The 14613-nt window shown below is 72.5% G+C and carries 18 protein-coding genes and 1 pseudogene; 2 read left to right on the forward strand and 17 right to left on the reverse strand.

Annotated elements, in window-relative coordinates; genetic code table 11:
- Positions 1-16 precede the first annotated feature (16 nt).
- From ACOQFB_RS11530 to ACOQFB_RS11540, 3 genes are read right to left on the reverse strand one after another with little or no spacing between them, the layout of a single operon-like run.
- Positions 17-928: an NAD-dependent epimerase/dehydratase family protein gene (locus ACOQFB_RS11530; RefSeq protein ID WP_421610784.1), complete on the reverse strand. Its 912-nt coding sequence runs from the start codon at positions 926-928 to the stop codon at positions 17-19.
- Between the two features lie 15 nt (positions 929-943).
- A complete protein-coding gene (locus ACOQFB_RS11535) occupies positions 944-1882 on the reverse strand; it encodes a UDP-glucuronic acid decarboxylase family protein (RefSeq protein ID WP_421610783.1) in 939 nt (312 codons plus the stop codon).
- Between the two features lie 12 nt (positions 1883-1894).
- Positions 1895-2005, reverse strand: coding sequence for a hypothetical protein (locus tag ACOQFB_RS11540; RefSeq protein ID WP_494492569.1), 111 nt, complete (start codon positions 2003-2005; stop codon positions 1895-1897).
- Between the two features lie 277 nt (positions 2006-2282).
- On the opposite strand from ACOQFB_RS11540, the gene ACOQFB_RS11545 reads away from it, so the two are divergent.
- On the forward strand, positions 2283-3101 hold the full coding sequence (locus tag ACOQFB_RS11545) for a tetratricopeptide repeat protein (RefSeq protein ID WP_421610782.1): 819 nt from the start codon (positions 2283-2285) through the stop codon (positions 3099-3101).
- Between the two features lie 57 nt (positions 3102-3158).
- Here ACOQFB_RS11545 and ACOQFB_RS11550 read toward each other — a convergent pair whose 3' ends face one another.
- From ACOQFB_RS11550 to ACOQFB_RS11605, 12 genes and pseudogenes are all read right to left on the reverse strand, one after another.
- Positions 3159-3716 (reverse strand): 2-oxoacid:acceptor oxidoreductase family protein, encoded by a 558-nt coding sequence (locus ACOQFB_RS11550; protein WP_059438045.1) that lies wholly within the window; start codon positions 3714-3716, stop codon positions 3159-3161.
- 14 nt (positions 3717-3730) lie between these two features.
- The gene (locus tag ACOQFB_RS11555; RefSeq protein ID WP_011421011.1) at positions 3731-4609 is read right to left on the reverse strand and encodes a 2-oxoacid:ferredoxin oxidoreductase subunit beta; all 879 of its coding nucleotides are present in this window, start codon (positions 4607-4609) and stop codon (positions 3731-3733) included.
- The gene (locus ACOQFB_RS11560) at positions 4606-5772 is read right to left on the reverse strand and encodes a 2-oxoacid:acceptor oxidoreductase subunit alpha (RefSeq protein WP_421610781.1); all 1167 of its coding nucleotides are present in this window, start codon (positions 5770-5772) and stop codon (positions 4606-4608) included. Before ACOQFB_RS11560 ends, ACOQFB_RS11555 begins: the two co-directional genes overlap by 4 nt.
- A 15-nt stretch (positions 5773-5787) precedes the next feature.
- Positions 5788-5964 (reverse strand): hypothetical protein, encoded by a 177-nt coding sequence (locus ACOQFB_RS11565; RefSeq protein WP_494492583.1) that lies wholly within the window; start codon positions 5962-5964, stop codon positions 5788-5790.
- A gap of 3 nt (positions 5965-5967) precedes the next feature.
- Positions 5968-6057 (reverse strand): annotated as a pseudogene (locus ACOQFB_RS11570) (4Fe-4S ferredoxin); the annotation flags it as partial.
- Positions 6058-6410: 353 nt separating this feature from the next.
- Positions 6411-7460: a 2-oxoacid:ferredoxin oxidoreductase subunit beta gene (locus tag ACOQFB_RS11575; RefSeq protein WP_421610780.1), complete on the reverse strand. Its 1050-nt coding sequence runs from the start codon at positions 7458-7460 to the stop codon at positions 6411-6413.
- A 26-nt stretch (positions 7461-7486) separates the two neighbouring features.
- Complete coding sequence (locus tag ACOQFB_RS11580) at positions 7487-9346, reverse strand: 2-oxoacid:acceptor oxidoreductase subunit alpha (RefSeq protein ID WP_421610779.1); 1860 nt, start codon at positions 9344-9346, stop codon at positions 7487-7489.
- Positions 9347-9721: 375 nt separating this feature from the next.
- Complete coding sequence (locus tag ACOQFB_RS11585; protein ID WP_421610778.1) at positions 9722-11110, reverse strand: FAD-binding oxidoreductase; 1389 nt, start codon at positions 11108-11110, stop codon at positions 9722-9724.
- Complete coding sequence (locus tag ACOQFB_RS11590) at positions 11107-11784, reverse strand: SDR family NAD(P)-dependent oxidoreductase (protein ID WP_421610777.1); 678 nt, start codon at positions 11782-11784, stop codon at positions 11107-11109. Before ACOQFB_RS11590 ends, ACOQFB_RS11585 begins: the two co-directional genes overlap by 4 nt.
- Positions 11781-12467 (reverse strand): GTP cyclohydrolase I FolE, encoded by a 687-nt coding sequence (folE, locus tag ACOQFB_RS11595; RefSeq protein WP_421610776.1) that lies wholly within the window; start codon positions 12465-12467, stop codon positions 11781-11783. Before folE ends, ACOQFB_RS11590 begins: the two co-directional genes overlap by 4 nt.
- Entirely contained in the window at positions 12457-12846 is a 390-nt protein-coding gene (gene queD, locus ACOQFB_RS11600; protein WP_059439277.1) for a 6-carboxytetrahydropterin synthase QueD, read from the reverse strand. The genes folE and queD overlap by 11 nt, the downstream gene beginning before the upstream one ends.
- A gap of 11 nt (positions 12847-12857) precedes the next feature.
- Entirely contained in the window at positions 12858-13160 is a 303-nt protein-coding gene (locus tag ACOQFB_RS11605) for a Rieske (2Fe-2S) protein (protein WP_012525953.1), read from the reverse strand.
- A gap of 194 nt (positions 13161-13354) precedes the next feature.
- Between ACOQFB_RS11605 and ACOQFB_RS11610 the strand changes: the two genes are divergently transcribed.
- Entirely contained in the window at positions 13355-13744 is a 390-nt protein-coding gene (locus ACOQFB_RS11610; protein WP_059439275.1) for a helix-turn-helix domain-containing protein, read from the forward strand.
- 26 nt (positions 13745-13770) lie between these two features.
- Here ACOQFB_RS11610 and ACOQFB_RS11615 read toward each other — a convergent pair whose 3' ends face one another.
- Entirely contained in the window at positions 13771-14109 is a 339-nt protein-coding gene (locus ACOQFB_RS11615) for an integration host factor subunit alpha (RefSeq protein WP_059439274.1), read from the reverse strand.
- A gap of 81 nt (positions 14110-14190) precedes the next feature.
- A complete protein-coding gene (locus ACOQFB_RS11620; RefSeq protein ID WP_421610775.1) occupies positions 14191-14613 on the reverse strand; it encodes a hypothetical protein in 423 nt (140 codons plus the stop codon).

The following is a 14613-nucleotide window of genomic DNA, read 5'->3' on the forward strand; positions in this document are numbered from 1 at the left end:
CGCGCCGGGCCCGGAATCACTCCAGCGTCCGGGAAAGCCCGTCCGCCAGCGGCACCTCGGGCCTCCAGCCGATCGCCCTGCCGGCGAGCGACGGGTCGATGCACGACCGGCGCTGCTCGCCCGGCCGCGCCGGCGCGTGCTCCGCCGGGCGGTCCACGCCGGCGGCGCGCGCCAGGTGCGCGTAGAGCGCGTTCACGTCGGTCTCGACGCCGGTGCCCACGTTGAGCGGGCCGTCGTGGCGCTGCTCCGCCGCGAGCAGGTTCGCGCGCGCCACGTCGCCCACGAACACGTAGTCGCGGGTCTGCCCGCCGTCGCCGTACACGGTGCAGGGCTGCCCCTCCAGCAGCCGCCCGGAGAAGATCGCCACCACGCCCGCCTCGCCGTGCGGGTCCTGGCGCGGCCCGTACACGTTCGCGTAGCGCAGCGCCGCCACCGGGATGCCCAGCGCCGCCCGGTAGACGCCCAGGTACAGCTCGCTCGCGGCCTTCGCCGCGCCGTAGTGCGAGACCGGCGCCTGCGGGTGGGTCTCCGGCGTGGGGATGACCTCGGTGTCGCCGTAGGTGGCGCCGCCGGAGGAGGCGAACAGGACGTGCTCCACCGAGCCCGCCGCGGCCGCCGCCTGCATGAGGTTGAGCAGGCCGCCCACGTTGACGTCGGCGTCGAAGCGCGGGTCCGCCATGGAGCGCCGCACGTCGATCTGCGCGGCGTGGTGGCAGATCACCTGCGGCCGCTCCTTGCGGACGGCCTCCGCGGCGGCCGCGCTGCGCACGTCCACCGGGTAGAAGCGCGCGCCCCGGGGCACGTTCTCGCGCTTGCCGCTGGAGAGGTCGTCGAGGACCGCGACGTCCCAGCCCGCCTCCACGAAGAGATCCGCGACGGTGGAGCCGATGAAGCCGGCCCCGCCGGTGATGAGGATGCGCTTGCCCATGCCGTTCCCCCGCCCTCAGACGTGCGCGCGGAACCAGTCGATGGTCCGGCGCATCCCTTCCTCGAACCCGATCCGCGGCGCCCAGCCCAGCCGCTCCCTCGCCCGCGCGAGATCCGGCCGCCGGACCCGCGGGTCGTCCTGCGGGAGCGGCCGGTGCTCGATGGGCACGGTGCGCCCCACCAGCCGCTGCACGGCCTGCGCGAACTCGAGCACGGTCATCTCGTGGTCGTCGCCCACGTTCACCGGCTCCTGGCAGTCGCTGTGGAGCAGCCGCCAGATGGCCTCCACGTTGTCGTCCACGTAGCAGAAGCTGCGCGTCTGCGTGCCGTCGCCGAACACGGTGATGGGCTCGCCGCGGAGCGCCTGCGCCACGAACGTCGGCACCACCCGGCCGTCGTCGAGCCGCATGCGCGGCCCGTAGGTGTTGAAGATGCGCGCGATGCGCACCGGCACCTCGCGGTAGCGGCGGTACGCGACGGTGATGGCCTCGGCGAAGCGCTTCGCCTCGTCGTACACCGCGCGCGGGCCGACCGGGTTCACGTTCCCCCAGTAGCTCTCGCGCTGCGGGTGCTCGAGCGGGTCGCCGTACACCTCCGAGGTGGACGAGAGCAGGAACGGGGCGCCGCTGCGGCGCGCCAGCTCGAGCGCGTTCTCGACCCCGACCGAGCCGACGTGGAGCGTCTCGAAGGGATGCCGGAGGTAGTCCACCGGGGACGCCGGGGACGCGAAGTCCAGCACCGCGTCCACCCGCCCCGAGATGGCGAGCGGCGCGCAGACGTCGGCCTGGATGAAGTCGAAGCGCGGCTCCCGGGCGAGGTGCTCCAGGTTGCGGAGCGTACCCGTGATGAGGTTGTCGACGCCGGTGACGCGCCAGCCTTCCGCGAGGAAACGATCGCTGAGGTGGCTGCCGATGAACCCGGCCGCGCCGAGGATGACCGCTCGCTGTTCGCTCATGCCGCTCGCAATCTATTTCTTCGCCTCGCCCACGTCCTCGAGCGTCAGCTGGCCGGGGAGGGCCCCGCGGTACTTGTCGAGCACGAGGTCGATGCCCTGCCGGATGTACTCGGCGACGGGCACCTTGGTGCGGGCGTGGAGCAGCTCAGCCGCTCGTCCTGCTCAGGGGTGATGTAGACCGTCGTGGAGATCTTCTTTCGCGCCATGGGGGCGAACCCTCGGGGACGGCTGCCAACGCCCCGCGAACGTATGTGACCGTCGATATAGTGTCAATTGGCGCCACCCGGTGCGCGCGGCGGACGCCCCGGCCGCCGCGCGGCCGCGTCCCCCGGGCGCCGGACGCGCGCGGGCCGTTCACGCAGGGTGCGGCGCCGGCACGGGGCGCGCAGGGGCGGCGGGCATGCCCACCCCTCCCCCGCCCCGCCGCGCCCGCCCTGCTCCGTCCACCCTGCTGGCCGCCGCCCTCGCGGCCGCGCTGCTCGCCCCCGCCTGCGCCGCCGTGCCGCGCCTCCACCCCCGCGCCGCCGAGGAGGTCGAGCGCGGGTACCGCCACCTCGCCGGCGGCGACCCGGAGCGCGCCGAGGTGGCGTTCGAGCACGCGCTCGCGTTCGACCCGGACTTCCCCGAGGCGGAGAACGGGCTGGCGGTGGTGGCGCGCGTCCGCGGCGACCTGCCGGCGGCGATGCGCCACCTGGAGCGGGCCCTGCGGCTGCGCTCCGACTTCCCGGAGGCCCACGCCAACCTGGGCGAGGCGCTGCTCGCCGCCGGCGACGCGCGGGGCGCCGAGGGCGCGCTGCGGGAGGCGCTGCGGCTCGATCCGGACCTCGCCGACGCGCGCCAGAACCTGGCGCGCGCGCTCCTCCGGCGGGCGCTCGCGCCCGGCGCGGATCGCGCCGCCGGGCTGGCCGCCGCGCGCCGCGAGCTGCTGCACCTGCTGGAGACCGATCCCGGGCGCGCCTCCGCCCACCACGACCTCGCGCTGGTGGACGACCTGGAGGCGCGCTGGGCGGCGGCGGAGCGCGGCTACCGGCGCGCCACCGAGCTCGCCCCGGCGTACCCCGAGGCGCTGCACGGGCTCTGCACCGCGCTGGTGCGGCTGGGCCGCTGCGGCGAGGCGGTGGCCGCCTGCGAGCGGTGCGTCGAGGCGGCGCCCCGGCTGGAGGCGTGCCGGACCAGCCTGCGCGGGGCGGCGGCCTGCGCCGGGCGCGCGGCGCGCTGAAGCAGGAGCGCGCCGGGCCCGCGAGGACCCGGCGCGCCGGTGCGGCGGTGGCGTCCGCTAGTTCTTCGGGCCGGCGAGCAGCTGCTTGCCGTACGCGAAGCCGCGGTCGAACGCCTTCATGTTGAGGTCGATGGTGGCGGGCGGGACCGAGTCCTTCACCGCCTCGCGGGCCGCCTGCTCCGAGACGAGCCCGGTGATGGCGGTGAAGAAGCCCACCATCACGATGTTCAGCACCATCTTCTTGCCCAGCTCCTCCGCGATGCGCGTGGCCGGGATGGCGTACACCTTCACCGTCGAGGGCAGCCCGGTCGGCTTCACCAGGTCCTCCTCGATGATGAGCGTCCCGTCCTTGCGCAGCTCGGGCGAGAACTTGGCGAACGCGTCCTGGGACATCGCCACCATGAGGTGCGGGTTGTGGACGTAGGGGTAGAGGATCGGCTCCGCGTCCACCACCACCTGCGCGCTGCACGCCGACCCGCGCGCCTCGGGGCCGAACGCCTGCGTCAGGCAGGAGTGCTTGTCGTCGAACAGCGCGGCGGCCTTGCCGATGATGATGCCGCCGAGGATGACGCCCTGGCCGCCCAGCCCGCCGATCTTGATCTCCGTGGGACCCATGTCGTCTCTCCCGATCACGCCCACGCCGGCTTCTTGCCGGGGGACTCGTAGGGAACGTACTTGGCGCCGAGGACCTCGCTCATGCGGGCCTCCATCGCCTCGACGTTGGTGGGGCGCTCACGGTTCACGAAGGTCCCGACCACGATCTCCTTGCGGTAGTCGAGGTCGGTCTCGGTGGTGGACGCGCCGTTCTTGATGACGCTCTTCTCCTTGTAGAACTTCATCTCGTCGAGCCCCTCGCCGAGCTTGTTGCGGCGCAGGTAGAGCGTCGGGCAAGGCGAGAGGATCTCGATGAAGCGGAAGCCCTTCTTGTTCAGGGCCTCGCCCATCGACTTGGCGAGCTGCTTCACGTGGTAGGAGGTCCAGCGCGCCACGTAGACGCCGCCGCAGGAGTCGACCAGGCGCGGCAGGTTGAACGTCTCCTCGTAGGCGCCGTACGGGGTGGTGGACGCCACCGCGGTCTGGAACGTGGTGGGCGTGACCTGGCCGCCGGTCATGCCGTACGTGAAGTTGTTCACGCACACCACCAGCATGTCCACGTTGCGCCGGGCCGCGTGGATGAGGTGGTTGCCGCCGATGGCGGACAGGTCGCCGTCGCCGGAGTAGACCACCACCTTCAGGTCCGGGTTGGCCATCTGCAGGCCGGTCGCGAACGGGATGGCGCGGCCGTGGGTGGTGTGGAACGAGTCGAGGTTCAGGTAGCCCGCCACGCGGCCGGTGCAGCCGATGCCGGAGACGATGGCGACCTTGTCGAGGTCGAAGCCGGAGCCGTCGAGCGCGCGGGTGAAGCAGTTCACCGTGGTGCCGATGCCGCAGCCGGGGCACCAGATCGACGGCAGCCGCTCGGTCCGGAGGTACTTCGAGGTCGGGTTGGGCTTGACGGGCTCGCTCATCGCACGGACTCCAGGATCTTGTTCAGGATGGTCTCGGGGTTGTGGACCGTGCCGCCGACGTGCGGCACCGGCACGACCTTGGTGCGGCCCGCCACCACCCGCTCCACCTCGAGGGCCATCTGGCCGAGGTTGAGCTCGGGCACGACGAACGCCTTCACCTTCGTGGACAGCTCCGCGATCTGCTTCTCGGGGAACGGCCAGGCGGTGATGAGCCGGAACGAGCCGACCTTGACGCCCTGCTCGCGCGCCGCCTTGATGGCGCGCTCGGCCACGCGGGAGGTGATGCCGAAGCTCACCACCACCACGTCGGCGCCGTCGAGGTCCTTCTCCTCCCAGCGCACGATGCGGTCGGCGTTCTCGACGATCTTGTCCTGCAGCCGGAGCTGCATCTTCTCGTGCGTCGGGACGTTCATGGCCGGGTAGCCGCGATCGTCGTGGGTGAGGCCGGTCACGTGGATCCGGTAGCCGTCGCCGGCCTTGACCATCTCCGGGACCATGCTGCCGTTCGCGGCCTCGAACAGCTTGAAGCCCTCGCCCGGCTTCTTCTTGGTGTAGCGGCGCTCGCTCACCTTGATCTGCTCGGCGGGCGGGATGACCACCTTCTCGGTCATGTGCCCGACCACCTCGTCGAGCATCACCAGCACCGGGACCCGGAACTCCTCGGCCAGGTTGAACGCCTCGACGGTCAGGTCGAAGCACTCCTGCGGGGAGTTCGGGCAGAGCGCGATGAGGCGGTAGTCGCCGTGCGAGCCGAAGCGCGCCTGCATCATGTCGCCCTGGGCCGGCTGCGTGGGCAGGCCGGTGGACGGGCCGGCGCGCTGCACGTTGATGTACACGCAGGGCGTCTCGGTGATGGCGGCGTAGCCGATGTGCTCCATCATCAGCGAGAAGCCGGGGCCGGAGGTGACGGTGCAGGCCTTGGCGCCGCCCCAGACCGCGCCGAGCAGCGCGATGGACGCGCCCAGCTCGTCCTCGAGCTGGATGAAGCGGCCGCCGACGCGGGGGAAGCGCGCGGAGAGGCGCTCGACCACCTCGGTCGAGGGCGTGATGGGGTAGCCGGAGGCGAAGCGGCAGCCGGCGGCGATGGCGCCCTCGCTGCAGGCGTGGTCGCCGTCCAGGTAGTGGCTGCCGGTCAGGGTGCCGGAAGGATTCGCGTTGGACATGTCTCTTCGGGCCTCCTAGGCCGCAACCTGCTCGAGCTTCTCGCGGTAGCCGTAGATCGAGAAATCGGGGCAGAAGTGCCCGCACATGTCGCAGCCGTTGCACAGCTCCGGCTTCGCCAGGAACGGCGGGTGGTAGCCCTTGGCGTTGTAGTCGCTCTCCAGCTCGAGCGCGCCCAGCGGGCAGAACTCCACGCAGAACGCGCACCCCTTGCAAGTCTCGCGGTTGATCACCACGACGCCGCGAAACTTCTTGTCCTTCTTCGCGGCAGGCGAAGTCGCACTCATGCTCCGGTCCTCGGTGCCCGGTCGGCCGGGCGTTTGAGAGAGGCCGCTCTCGTACCAGACCGGGGCGTGGCGTCATTGGACCGCGATCAATGTTTGGCAAATTCCCGACGATTTCCGCGAATGTCGGACAAAATGCACCCATTCAATCGATTTTGCGGGTGACGCACCCACCGTGAACGGCGGCGGCGCGGGCGGCGCGCTCCGCCGCCGCGGATACTGCGCTTTTCGCCGCGCGGCTTCGTGCACCGGATCGGTCCACGTCCGCCGCCGCGCGCGCGGGCCCCGGACGCACGAAGGCCGGCGCCCGGGGCGGGCGCCGGCCTCCGATGCTCACGGAGCGTGAGGGCGGACCGCTACTTGATGGTCCAGGTGTCGTTGCCGGCGAGCAGCTTGGCGAGCTGCCCCGCGCCCGGCTTCGCCTTGGCGGCGTCGATCATCTCCCAGGTCATCTCCTCGCAGGTCGGCTTCTGCACGTTGCGGAAGACGCCGATGGGCGTCGGGAAGCCGGCCTTGTCGGCCAGGCCCGCCAGCATGTACGCGATGGTCGGGTCCTCGCGGGTCGCGTCGTGGACCAGGATGTCCTTCTCGGTGATGCCGTTCTCGCCGAGCACGACCACCTCGAGCTCGCCCCGCTGGTGGTTGATGCGCAGGCCCTTCTTGTTGTCCTTGCCGAACAGCAGCGGCTTGCCCTGCTCCATGCGGACCTGGGCCTCGGCCTTGTTCGCCTTCTCGGTGAGGAACGTGTAGGCGCCGTCGTTGAACACCGGGCAGTTCTGGAACACCTCGACGAACGTGCTGCCCTTGTGGTCGGCCGCGGCCTTGAGCACGCCGCCCATGTGCACGCCCTCCACGTCGATGGCGCGCGCGACGAAGGTCGCCCCCGCGCCCAGCGCGAGCAGCGGCGGGTTGAACGGGTAGTCCGGCGAGCCGTCCGGCGTGGACTTGGTCTTCTTGTGCAACTCGGAGGTCGGCGAGACCTGGCCCTTGGTCAGGCCGTAGATGCGGTTGTTGAACATGACCAGCTTCATGTCCAGGTTGCGCCGCATCGCGTGGATGAAGTGGTTGCCGCCGATGGCGAGCGCGTCGCCGTCGCCGGTCATGATCCACACCTGCAGCTCGGGCCGGGAGACCTTCAGCCCGGAGGCGAAGGACGGCGCGCGGCCGTGCAGCGTGTGCATCCCGTAGTTGTTCATGTAGTACGGGAAGCGCGAGCTGCAGCCGATGCCGGAGACGAAGACGATGTTCTCGCGCTTCACGCCCACCGAGGGCAGCGTCTTCTGGATCTGGTTGATGATGGAGTAGTCGCCGCAGCCCGGGCACCAGCGCGGGTCGACGCCGGACTCGAAGTCCTTCTTGGTGTAGACCGGCAGCGCCGCGGTGACCGTCTGACCGTTCGTGCTCATGTGTTCCTCGTTCCTTTCCGGGCGGCCTAGAGGGCCTCGGTGACCTTGGCGACCAGGTCGTGGATCTTGATCGGCTTGCCGTTGATCCGGTTGTACTGGACCGGATCGACGCCCGGGTACATGCCGCGCAGGTAGAAGGCGAGCTGCCCGCCGTTCACCTCGGGCACGTACACCTTCTTGAAGCGCCGCAGCACCTCGCCCAGGTTCTTCGGCAGCGGGTTCAGCCAGCGCAGGTGGACGTGGGAGACCTTCTTCCCGGCCGCCTGCAGCGCCTCGGCGGCGCCGCGGACCGAGCCGAACGTGCCGCCCCAGGAGACGAGCAGCAGGTCCCCGGTCTTCTCGCCGTACACCTCGACGTCCGGCACGTCCTCGACCACGTTCCGGATCTTCTGGGCGCGGGTGAGGACCATCTTCTCGTGGTTGTTGCCGTCGTACGAGACCATGCCCGAGAGCGCGTCCTTCTCCAGGCCGCCCACGCGGTGCTCGAGGCCGGGCGTGCCCGGGATGGCCCAGGGCCGGATGAGCTTGGCGTCGCGCAGGTACGGCATGTACTGCGTGCCGTTCGCGTAGTTCTTCTCGGTCTGGTACTTCACCGTGAGCTTGGGCAGCTCGTCCGGGGACGGGACGCGGAACGGCTCGGAGCCGTTCGCGAGGTAGCCGTCGGTGAGCAGCAGCACCGGCGTCATCCACTTGGTGGCGATCTTCATCGCCTCGATGGCCGCCCAGAAGCAGTCGGCCGCGCTCTGCGCCGCGATCACCGGCATGGGCGACTCACCGTGGCGCCCGAAGAGCGCCTGGAGCAGGTCGGCCTGCTCCGTCTTGGTGGGCATGCCGGTGGAGGGGCCGCCGCGCTGCACGTCCACGATCACGAGCGGGAGCTCGGTGATCACCGCGAGGCCCATCATCTCGGACTTGAGCGCGAGGCCCGGGCCGGAGGTGCTGGTGCAGGCGAGCGCGCCGCCGAAGGCCGCGCCGATGGCCGAGCCGATGCCGGCGATCTCGTCCTCGGCCTGGTAGGTGACGACGCCGTACTCCTTGAACTTCGCCATCTCCTGGAGGATCTCGGTGGCGGGCGTGATGGGGTAGCTGCCCAGGAACACCGTGCGCCCGGTGAGCTGCGCCACGGTGGCGAAGCCGAGCGCCGTGGCGAAGTTGCCGGTCACGTTGCGGTAGGTGCCGGGCGCGAGCTTCGAGGCGGGCACCTGGTACCGCTCGTGGAAGAGCTCGGAGGTCTCGCCGAACACGTGGCCCGCCATGAAGACCTTGGCGTTCGCGTCGGCGAACTCGGGCTTCTTGGCGAACTTCCGCTTGATCGACGCGAGCTGCGGGTCGACCGGGCGGCTGTAGAGCCAGTACATGAGGCCGAGCGCGAAGAAGTTCTTGCAGCGCGCGACCTCCTTCGAGGACAGGCCCGTCCCCTCCAGCGCCGCCTCGGTGAGCTTGTTCATGTCCACGAGGACGACGCGGTAGTTCGACTGCAGCGCCGGATCCTCGAGCGGGTTCGTCTTGTAGTTCGCCTTCTCGAGGTTCGAGTCGGTGAAGGCGCCCGCGTTCACGATCAGCATGCCGCCGTGGCGCAGGTCGGCCAGGTTCGTCTTGAGCGCGGCCGGGTTCATCGCGACGAGCACGTCCGGCTGGTCGCCCGGCGTGAGGACCTCGTTCGCGCCGAACGAGAGCTGGAAGCCGGAGACGCCGAAGAGCGAGCCCGCTGGCGCGCGGATCTCGGCGGGGTAATCCGGGAAGGTGGCGAGGTCGTTGCCGGCCAGCGCGTTGGCCTTGGTGAACTCGGTGCCGGTGAGCTGCATGCCGTCGCCGGAGTCGCCGACGAAGCGGATCGTGACGGTTTCGACCTGCTCGACCTTGTGCTTGGCCGTCTGTGTGGACATGTCGCCCTTCGTCTCCCTGTGAGGTGCCTGCTGTGACTGCGCGTGCGGCTGCCGGACCCGCCGCGCCGGTGAATGTACCCTTGGCGCGCCCCGCCAATTCCTGACGGGGATCTAAAATGGGGCCACAGCTATGCCGGACCGCGGCATGGCTTGTCAAGCCGCCGTGGTGAGCCAACGCCGCGAAACGACTCGGTTTATTGTGGACCGGACCCGTCCCCAATACCCGCGCTGCGGCGATCTGGCGCAAAGAACCGAGCCACCTCAGCGACTTGCGCGGGGTCAACCCGGCCGGGCGCCCCCGCGCCCACCCTGCCCGGCCGCGCCGGACGGGCGAAGCCCGGCCCCGCGCGCGGCGAGGGCCGTGCCCCGTTCGCGTCAGCGCTCGGGGAAGATCTTGCCCGGGTTCAGGATGCCGAGCGGGTCGAACGCGGCCTTGAGCCGGCGCTCCAGCGCCACCACCTCGGCGCCCTGCTCGTACTCGAGGAAGTCGCGCTTCGCGACGCCGACCCCGTGCTCGCCGGTGATGGTGCCGCCCAGGTCCACGGCGTCGCGCAGGATGGCGGCCACCGCCTCGTCCACGCGCGGGCGCTCCTCGGGCCGGTCGAACAGGACGTTGCAGTGCAGGTTGCCGTCGCCGGCGTGGCCGTAGGTCGCGACGGTGAGCCCGAGCCGCGCCCCGACCGCCTTGGCGCGCGCGATCATCTCGGGGATCCTCGAGCGCGGGACGGCCACGTCCTCCGAGAGCTTCAGCGGGTGCAGCGCCTTCAGGTTCACCGAGAGGTAGCGGCGCGTCTCCCAGACGTCGCGCCGCTGCGCCTCGTTCTGCGCCACGATCACCTCGCCCTGGGCGTGGGCCTGGACCTTCTCGGCCAGCCGCACGATCTCGGCGAACACCTGCTCCTCGTCGTTGCCGTCGGTCTCCACCAGCAGCGCCGCGCCGGCGCCGGGCGGGAACCGGTAGGGCGAGGTCTTCGCGGCCGCGGCCAGCGAGACGTCGTCGAGCAGCTCCAGGCAGCGGGGCAGGATCCCGCCCTGCAGCACCTCGTTGACCGCCCGCGCCGCCTCCGCCACCGAGGCGAACACCACCAGCGCGGTGGCCACGTGGCGCGGCCGGGGGAGCAGCTTGAGCGTCGCCTCGGTCACGATCCCGAGCGTCCCCTCGCTGCCCACCAGCAGCGCGGTGACGTCGTAGCCCGCCACGCCCTTGATGCTGCGCTTGCCCACCCGCAGGATCTCGCCGGTGGGGAGCACCGCGGTGAGGCCCAGCACGTACTCGCGCGTCACGCCGTACTTCAGCGCGCGCGGGCCGCCGGCGTTCTCGGCCACGTTCCCGCCGATGGTGCACATCTCCAGCGAGTTCGGGTCGGGCGGGTAGAACAGCCCGTGCCGCTCCACCTCGGACTGGAGCACCCCGGTCACCACCGCCGGCTGCACCCGCGCCACCAGGTCCTCCGGCGAGATCTCCAGGATCCGGTTCATGCGCTCGAGCGAGACCGCGATGCCGCCGTGCAGCGCCAGCACGCCGCCGGACTTGCCGCTGCGCGCCGCCACCGGGATCACCGGCACGCGGTGCCGGCTCGCGACGGCGAAGATCGCGCGGATCTCCTCGGCCGACTCCACCAGCACCGCCGCGTCCGGCGGGCGCGCGCCCAGGTCGGACTCGTCCCGGCCGTACGCCCCCAGCCGCTCGGGATCGCGCACCAGCCGCTCGCGCGGGAACGCGGCCTCGAGCTCGCGCAGCGCGGCGTCGCGGGCGGCGGTCATCCGTACACCTCCAGGTTGGCGCCGGTGATGGCGTCGGGCGCGTCCAGCGCCGCGAACACCACCACCCGCGCGACCTCGTCCGCGCTCATCCGCGGCGGGAACGGCGTGCGCGCCAGCATCTCGGTGTCGGTGGAGCCCGGCGAGACGGCCACGCACTGCACGCCGTGGTCGCGCAGCTCCTCCGCCAGGCAGCGGGTGAGCCCGATGAGCCCCCACTTCGACGCGTTGTAGGCGGCGGCCTCGGCGGTGCCGACGGTGCCGGAGATGGAGGCGACGTTCACGATCCGTCCCCTCCCCCGCGCCTTCATGCCCGGGATGGCCGCGCGCGCGCACAGGAACGGCCCGACCAGGTTGACGTCCAGCACCTCGCGGAAGGTCTCCGGCGCGGTGTGCTCGGCGAGCCCGCGGGCCAGGATCCCGGCGCCGTTCACCAGCACGTCGAGCGGCCCGAGCGCGGCCTCGTGCTCCGCCACCAGCCGCTCCACCGCGGCCGCGCTGCGCACGTCCCCGGCCACGGCCCGCGCCGCCCCGCCCTCCGCCACCACCGCGCGCACCTGCGCCTCGGTCCGGGCGAACACCGTGACCCGCAGGCCGCGCGCGGTGAGCGCCCGCGCCACCGCCGCGCCGATGCCGCGGCCGCCGCCGGTGACGATGGCGGTCCGCCCGGCGGTCATCGCGCCCTCGCGCCCGCCCCGCGGGCCCGCCCGCGCCGCGCCGCGCGGCCGGCGGCGGCCGGACGCGGTCCCGCCGCCCGCGCGATGGCCTGGGCGAAGCTCCGCCGGGCCACCCCGCTCCGCGCCAGCGCCCCGGCGAACCCCTCGGCGTGGGCCCGCGCGCGGGCGCGCCGCTCGCCGCGCACCGTCAGGCACAGGTGCTCGGCGTCGAGCACGCACCCCGCGCCGCGCGCGCCGAGGTGCTCCACCAGCGCGTCCGCCACCGACTGCGCCAGGTCCTCCGCGAGCACCAGGCGGTGCGCGAGGCAGTCCACCAGCCGCACCAGCTGCCCGAACCCCACCACCCTGCCGCCGGGCAGGTACGCCACGTGCGCCACGCCGCGCGAGGGCAGCAGGTGGTGCGGGCAGACGGAGTGGAAGTCGATCCCGGTGAGCGTGACGAGCGCGCGGCTCGCGCTCGGCATGGCGTCGGCCAGCACCTCGGCCGGCTCGGCGCGGTAGCCGTCCACCAGGTCCTCGAGCCACGCCTCCGCCACCCGCCGCGGCGTCCCGGCCAGCTCGGGCGAGGCCCGCACCTCCGGCGGCAGCCCGAGCGCGTCGAGCAGGCGGGCGGTCGCCTCGGCGGCCGCCGGCGCCGAGGCGCGCGGGCGCTGCGCCCGCACGGCGCGGAGCCTAGCGGCCACCCGGCCCCCGGTACGTCACGCAGGAGTCCGGGATCTCGTAGAGCCGGATCTCGCACAGGCCGGCCAGGTGCGGCTCGAGCACCTCCCACATCCAGCGGGCGATGTTCTCGGCGGTGGGGTTGTCGAGGACGTCGTTCAGCGTGCGGTGATCCACGCGCGCGAGCACGTGCTCCTGCACGATCCGCTTCACGTCGCCGAAGTCGGCGATCATGCCCGTGGCGGGGTCCACCTCGCCCTCGAGCGCGACGAAGAAGCGGTAGTTGTGGCCGTGCATGCGGAAGCACGGGCCCTCGTAGCGCGGCAGGCGGTGCGCGGCCGCGAAGTAGAACTCGACGTCGAGCCGCATGCGCCGGCGGTCGGTGTAGTCGATGGGCGCCATCGGTGTCCTCGTTATAGCTCCACTTCGAGATCCCCGCCCTCGCCGACGTGCACGGGGAACGTGCGCACCGACGCCTCCGGGAACTCCGGGCAGGCGCCGGTGGCCAGCTGGAAGGGCCAGGCGTGGAGCGGGCAGTACACCACCTCGCCGCGCACGTCGCCGAACGCGAGCGCCGCGCCGCGGTGGGGACAGACGTTGTCGAGCGCGTGCACGCGCTCGCCGCGGCGGAACAGCGCGATCTCCTGGCCCTCGATCTCGACGAGCCAGCCGTGGCCGTCGGGCAGGTCCTGGAGGCGTCCCACGCGGTGTCTCACGGGCCGGAATCTACGGCGCGCGGGCCCGCCCCGCCGGGGAATCGCCCGTGCCTTCGCCGCGTTCCGGGCCGCGCCGGGCGCGCCGGACCTACCCGCACGCACCGCCCGGGGCTGCGCGTCCCCTCGCAGCAGGACAGGCGCGCGCGTAACGGTCCGCCGGCGTGGCCGTCTTGGTCAGCGGGGAGGGAAGCCACGTGGAACGCAACCGCACGATCGTCATCGAGGCCGACCCGGAGCGCCGCCAGCAGCTCTCGCAGCTGCTCGTCGCGTCGGGGTTCGACGTCACCGTCTCCGCCGACCTCGCCGCCGCGCTCCTCGAGGCCGCCCGCGCCACGCCGCCCTCCGACGGCCAGCCGGCGCGCCGGCCGACGCTGTCCGAGATCGAGCGCCGCTACGCGCGCGAGATCCTGCGCGCCACCGGCGGGAACAAGACCCGCGCGGCGGAGATCCTGGGCATCGACCGCAAGACGCTCTACCGGCTCATCGGCGCCGTCCCGGCGCGGCAGCCCGAGGCGGCCGCGCCGGTGAACGGCGTGGACGCCGCGGCGCCGGCGGTGGCCGCCGGCCGCGTCAACGGCATCTGAGCGGGGGGCCGGGAGCGGCGGGGGCGCTACTCGTCGCCCTCGCCCTCCTCGTCGTCGTCGTCGTCCGCGCCCTCGGTCTCGTCGGAGACGCCGCCGTTGAGCGCGTTCTTCAGCACCTGGCTCGGGCGGAACGTCAGCACGCGGCGCGCGCTGATCTCGATCTCCTCGCCGGTCTGCGGGTTGCGCCCGACGCGGGACTTCTTGTCCCGGACGATGAAGTTGCCGAAGCCGCTGATCTTGATCTTCTCGCCGCGCTCCAGCGTCTCCTTGATGGTGTCGAAGACCATCTCGACGATCTCGGCGGCCTCCTTCTTGGAGAAGCCCACCTTCTCGTAGACGCTCTCGATGATGTCGGCCTTGGTCACGGTGTCGCTCCCATCCCCGCGGGCGGCGTCGGCTAAGTCCTGAATTCACTAGCCTATTTGCCCCAGCGTGTCAAACCTTCGCTAGCGCCTCGCGGGCTTGCCGCCGGGCTCGTCCGGCGGCGCCTTCGCGCCGCCGCCGGCCGCGTCCAGCTCCTCGCGGGCGCGCTCGCGCGCCGGCCGGGTGGGCTCGCCCGCAGCGTCCAGCGCGCGCCGCACCTCGTCCGCGCCCGGGCCCGGGACCACCGGGTCGCCCGCCGGGTCGCGGCCCACGCCGGCCGTCAGCGCCAGCACCAGGCCGCTCACCGCGACGGCGAGCGCCGCCAGCACCAGCCCGGCCGAGGCGACGCGGCGCGCGCCGCCCTGGACCAGCGCGCGGAGGCAGAGCACGAGCGAGACGAGCCCGACCACCAGCCCGAACGGCGCGGCGAGCGGGTTCCAGGACGCGAACGCCGCCGCGAGCGCGAACGCCGCCGCTGCCCAGGCGCGCCGGCCCGCGGGCGTCAC

The organism is Anaeromyxobacter sp. Red801, from assembly GCF_049201065.2.
In the GTDB taxonomy this organism is placed as follows: Bacteria; Myxococcota; Myxococcia; order Myxococcales; family Anaeromyxobacteraceae; genus Anaeromyxobacter.

Coding starts and splice junctions, on each gene's coding strand:
- ACOQFB_RS11555 (WP_011421011.1), bottom strand. CDS start 4,609: ATGAGCGAGCCCGTCAAGCCCAACCCGACCTCGAAGTACCTCCGGACC.
- ACOQFB_RS11530 (WP_421610784.1), bottom strand. CDS start 928: ATGGGCAAGCGCATCCTCATCACCGGCGGGGCCGGCTTCATCGGCTCC.
- ACOQFB_RS11545 (WP_421610782.1), top strand. CDS start 2,283: ATGCCCACCCCTCCCCCGCCCCGCCGCGCCCGCCCTGCTCCGTCCACC.
- ACOQFB_RS11560 (WP_421610781.1), bottom strand. CDS start 5,772: ATGTCCAACGCGAATCCTTCCGGCACCCTGACCGGCAGCCACTACCTG.
- ACOQFB_RS11590 (WP_421610777.1), bottom strand. CDS start 11,784: ATGACCGCCGGGCGGACCGCCATCGTCACCGGCGGCGGCCGCGGCATC.
- ACOQFB_RS11535 (WP_421610783.1), bottom strand. CDS start 1,882: ATGAGCGAACAGCGAGCGGTCATCCTCGGCGCGGCCGGGTTCATCGGC.
- queD (WP_059439277.1), bottom strand. CDS start 12,846: ATGGCGCCCATCGACTACACCGACCGCCGGCGCATGCGGCTCGACGTC.
- ACOQFB_RS11550 (WP_059438045.1), bottom strand. CDS start 3,716: ATGGGTCCCACGGAGATCAAGATCGGCGGGCTGGGCGGCCAGGGCGTC.
- ACOQFB_RS11575 (WP_421610780.1), bottom strand. CDS start 7,460: ATGAGCACGAACGGTCAGACGGTCACCGCGGCGCTGCCGGTCTACACC.
- ACOQFB_RS11585 (WP_421610778.1), bottom strand. CDS start 11,110: ATGACCGCCGCCCGCGACGCCGCGCTGCGCGAGCTCGAGGCCGCGTTC.
- ACOQFB_RS11580 (WP_421610779.1), bottom strand. CDS start 9,346: ATGTCCACACAGACGGCCAAGCACAAGGTCGAGCAGGTCGAAACCGTC.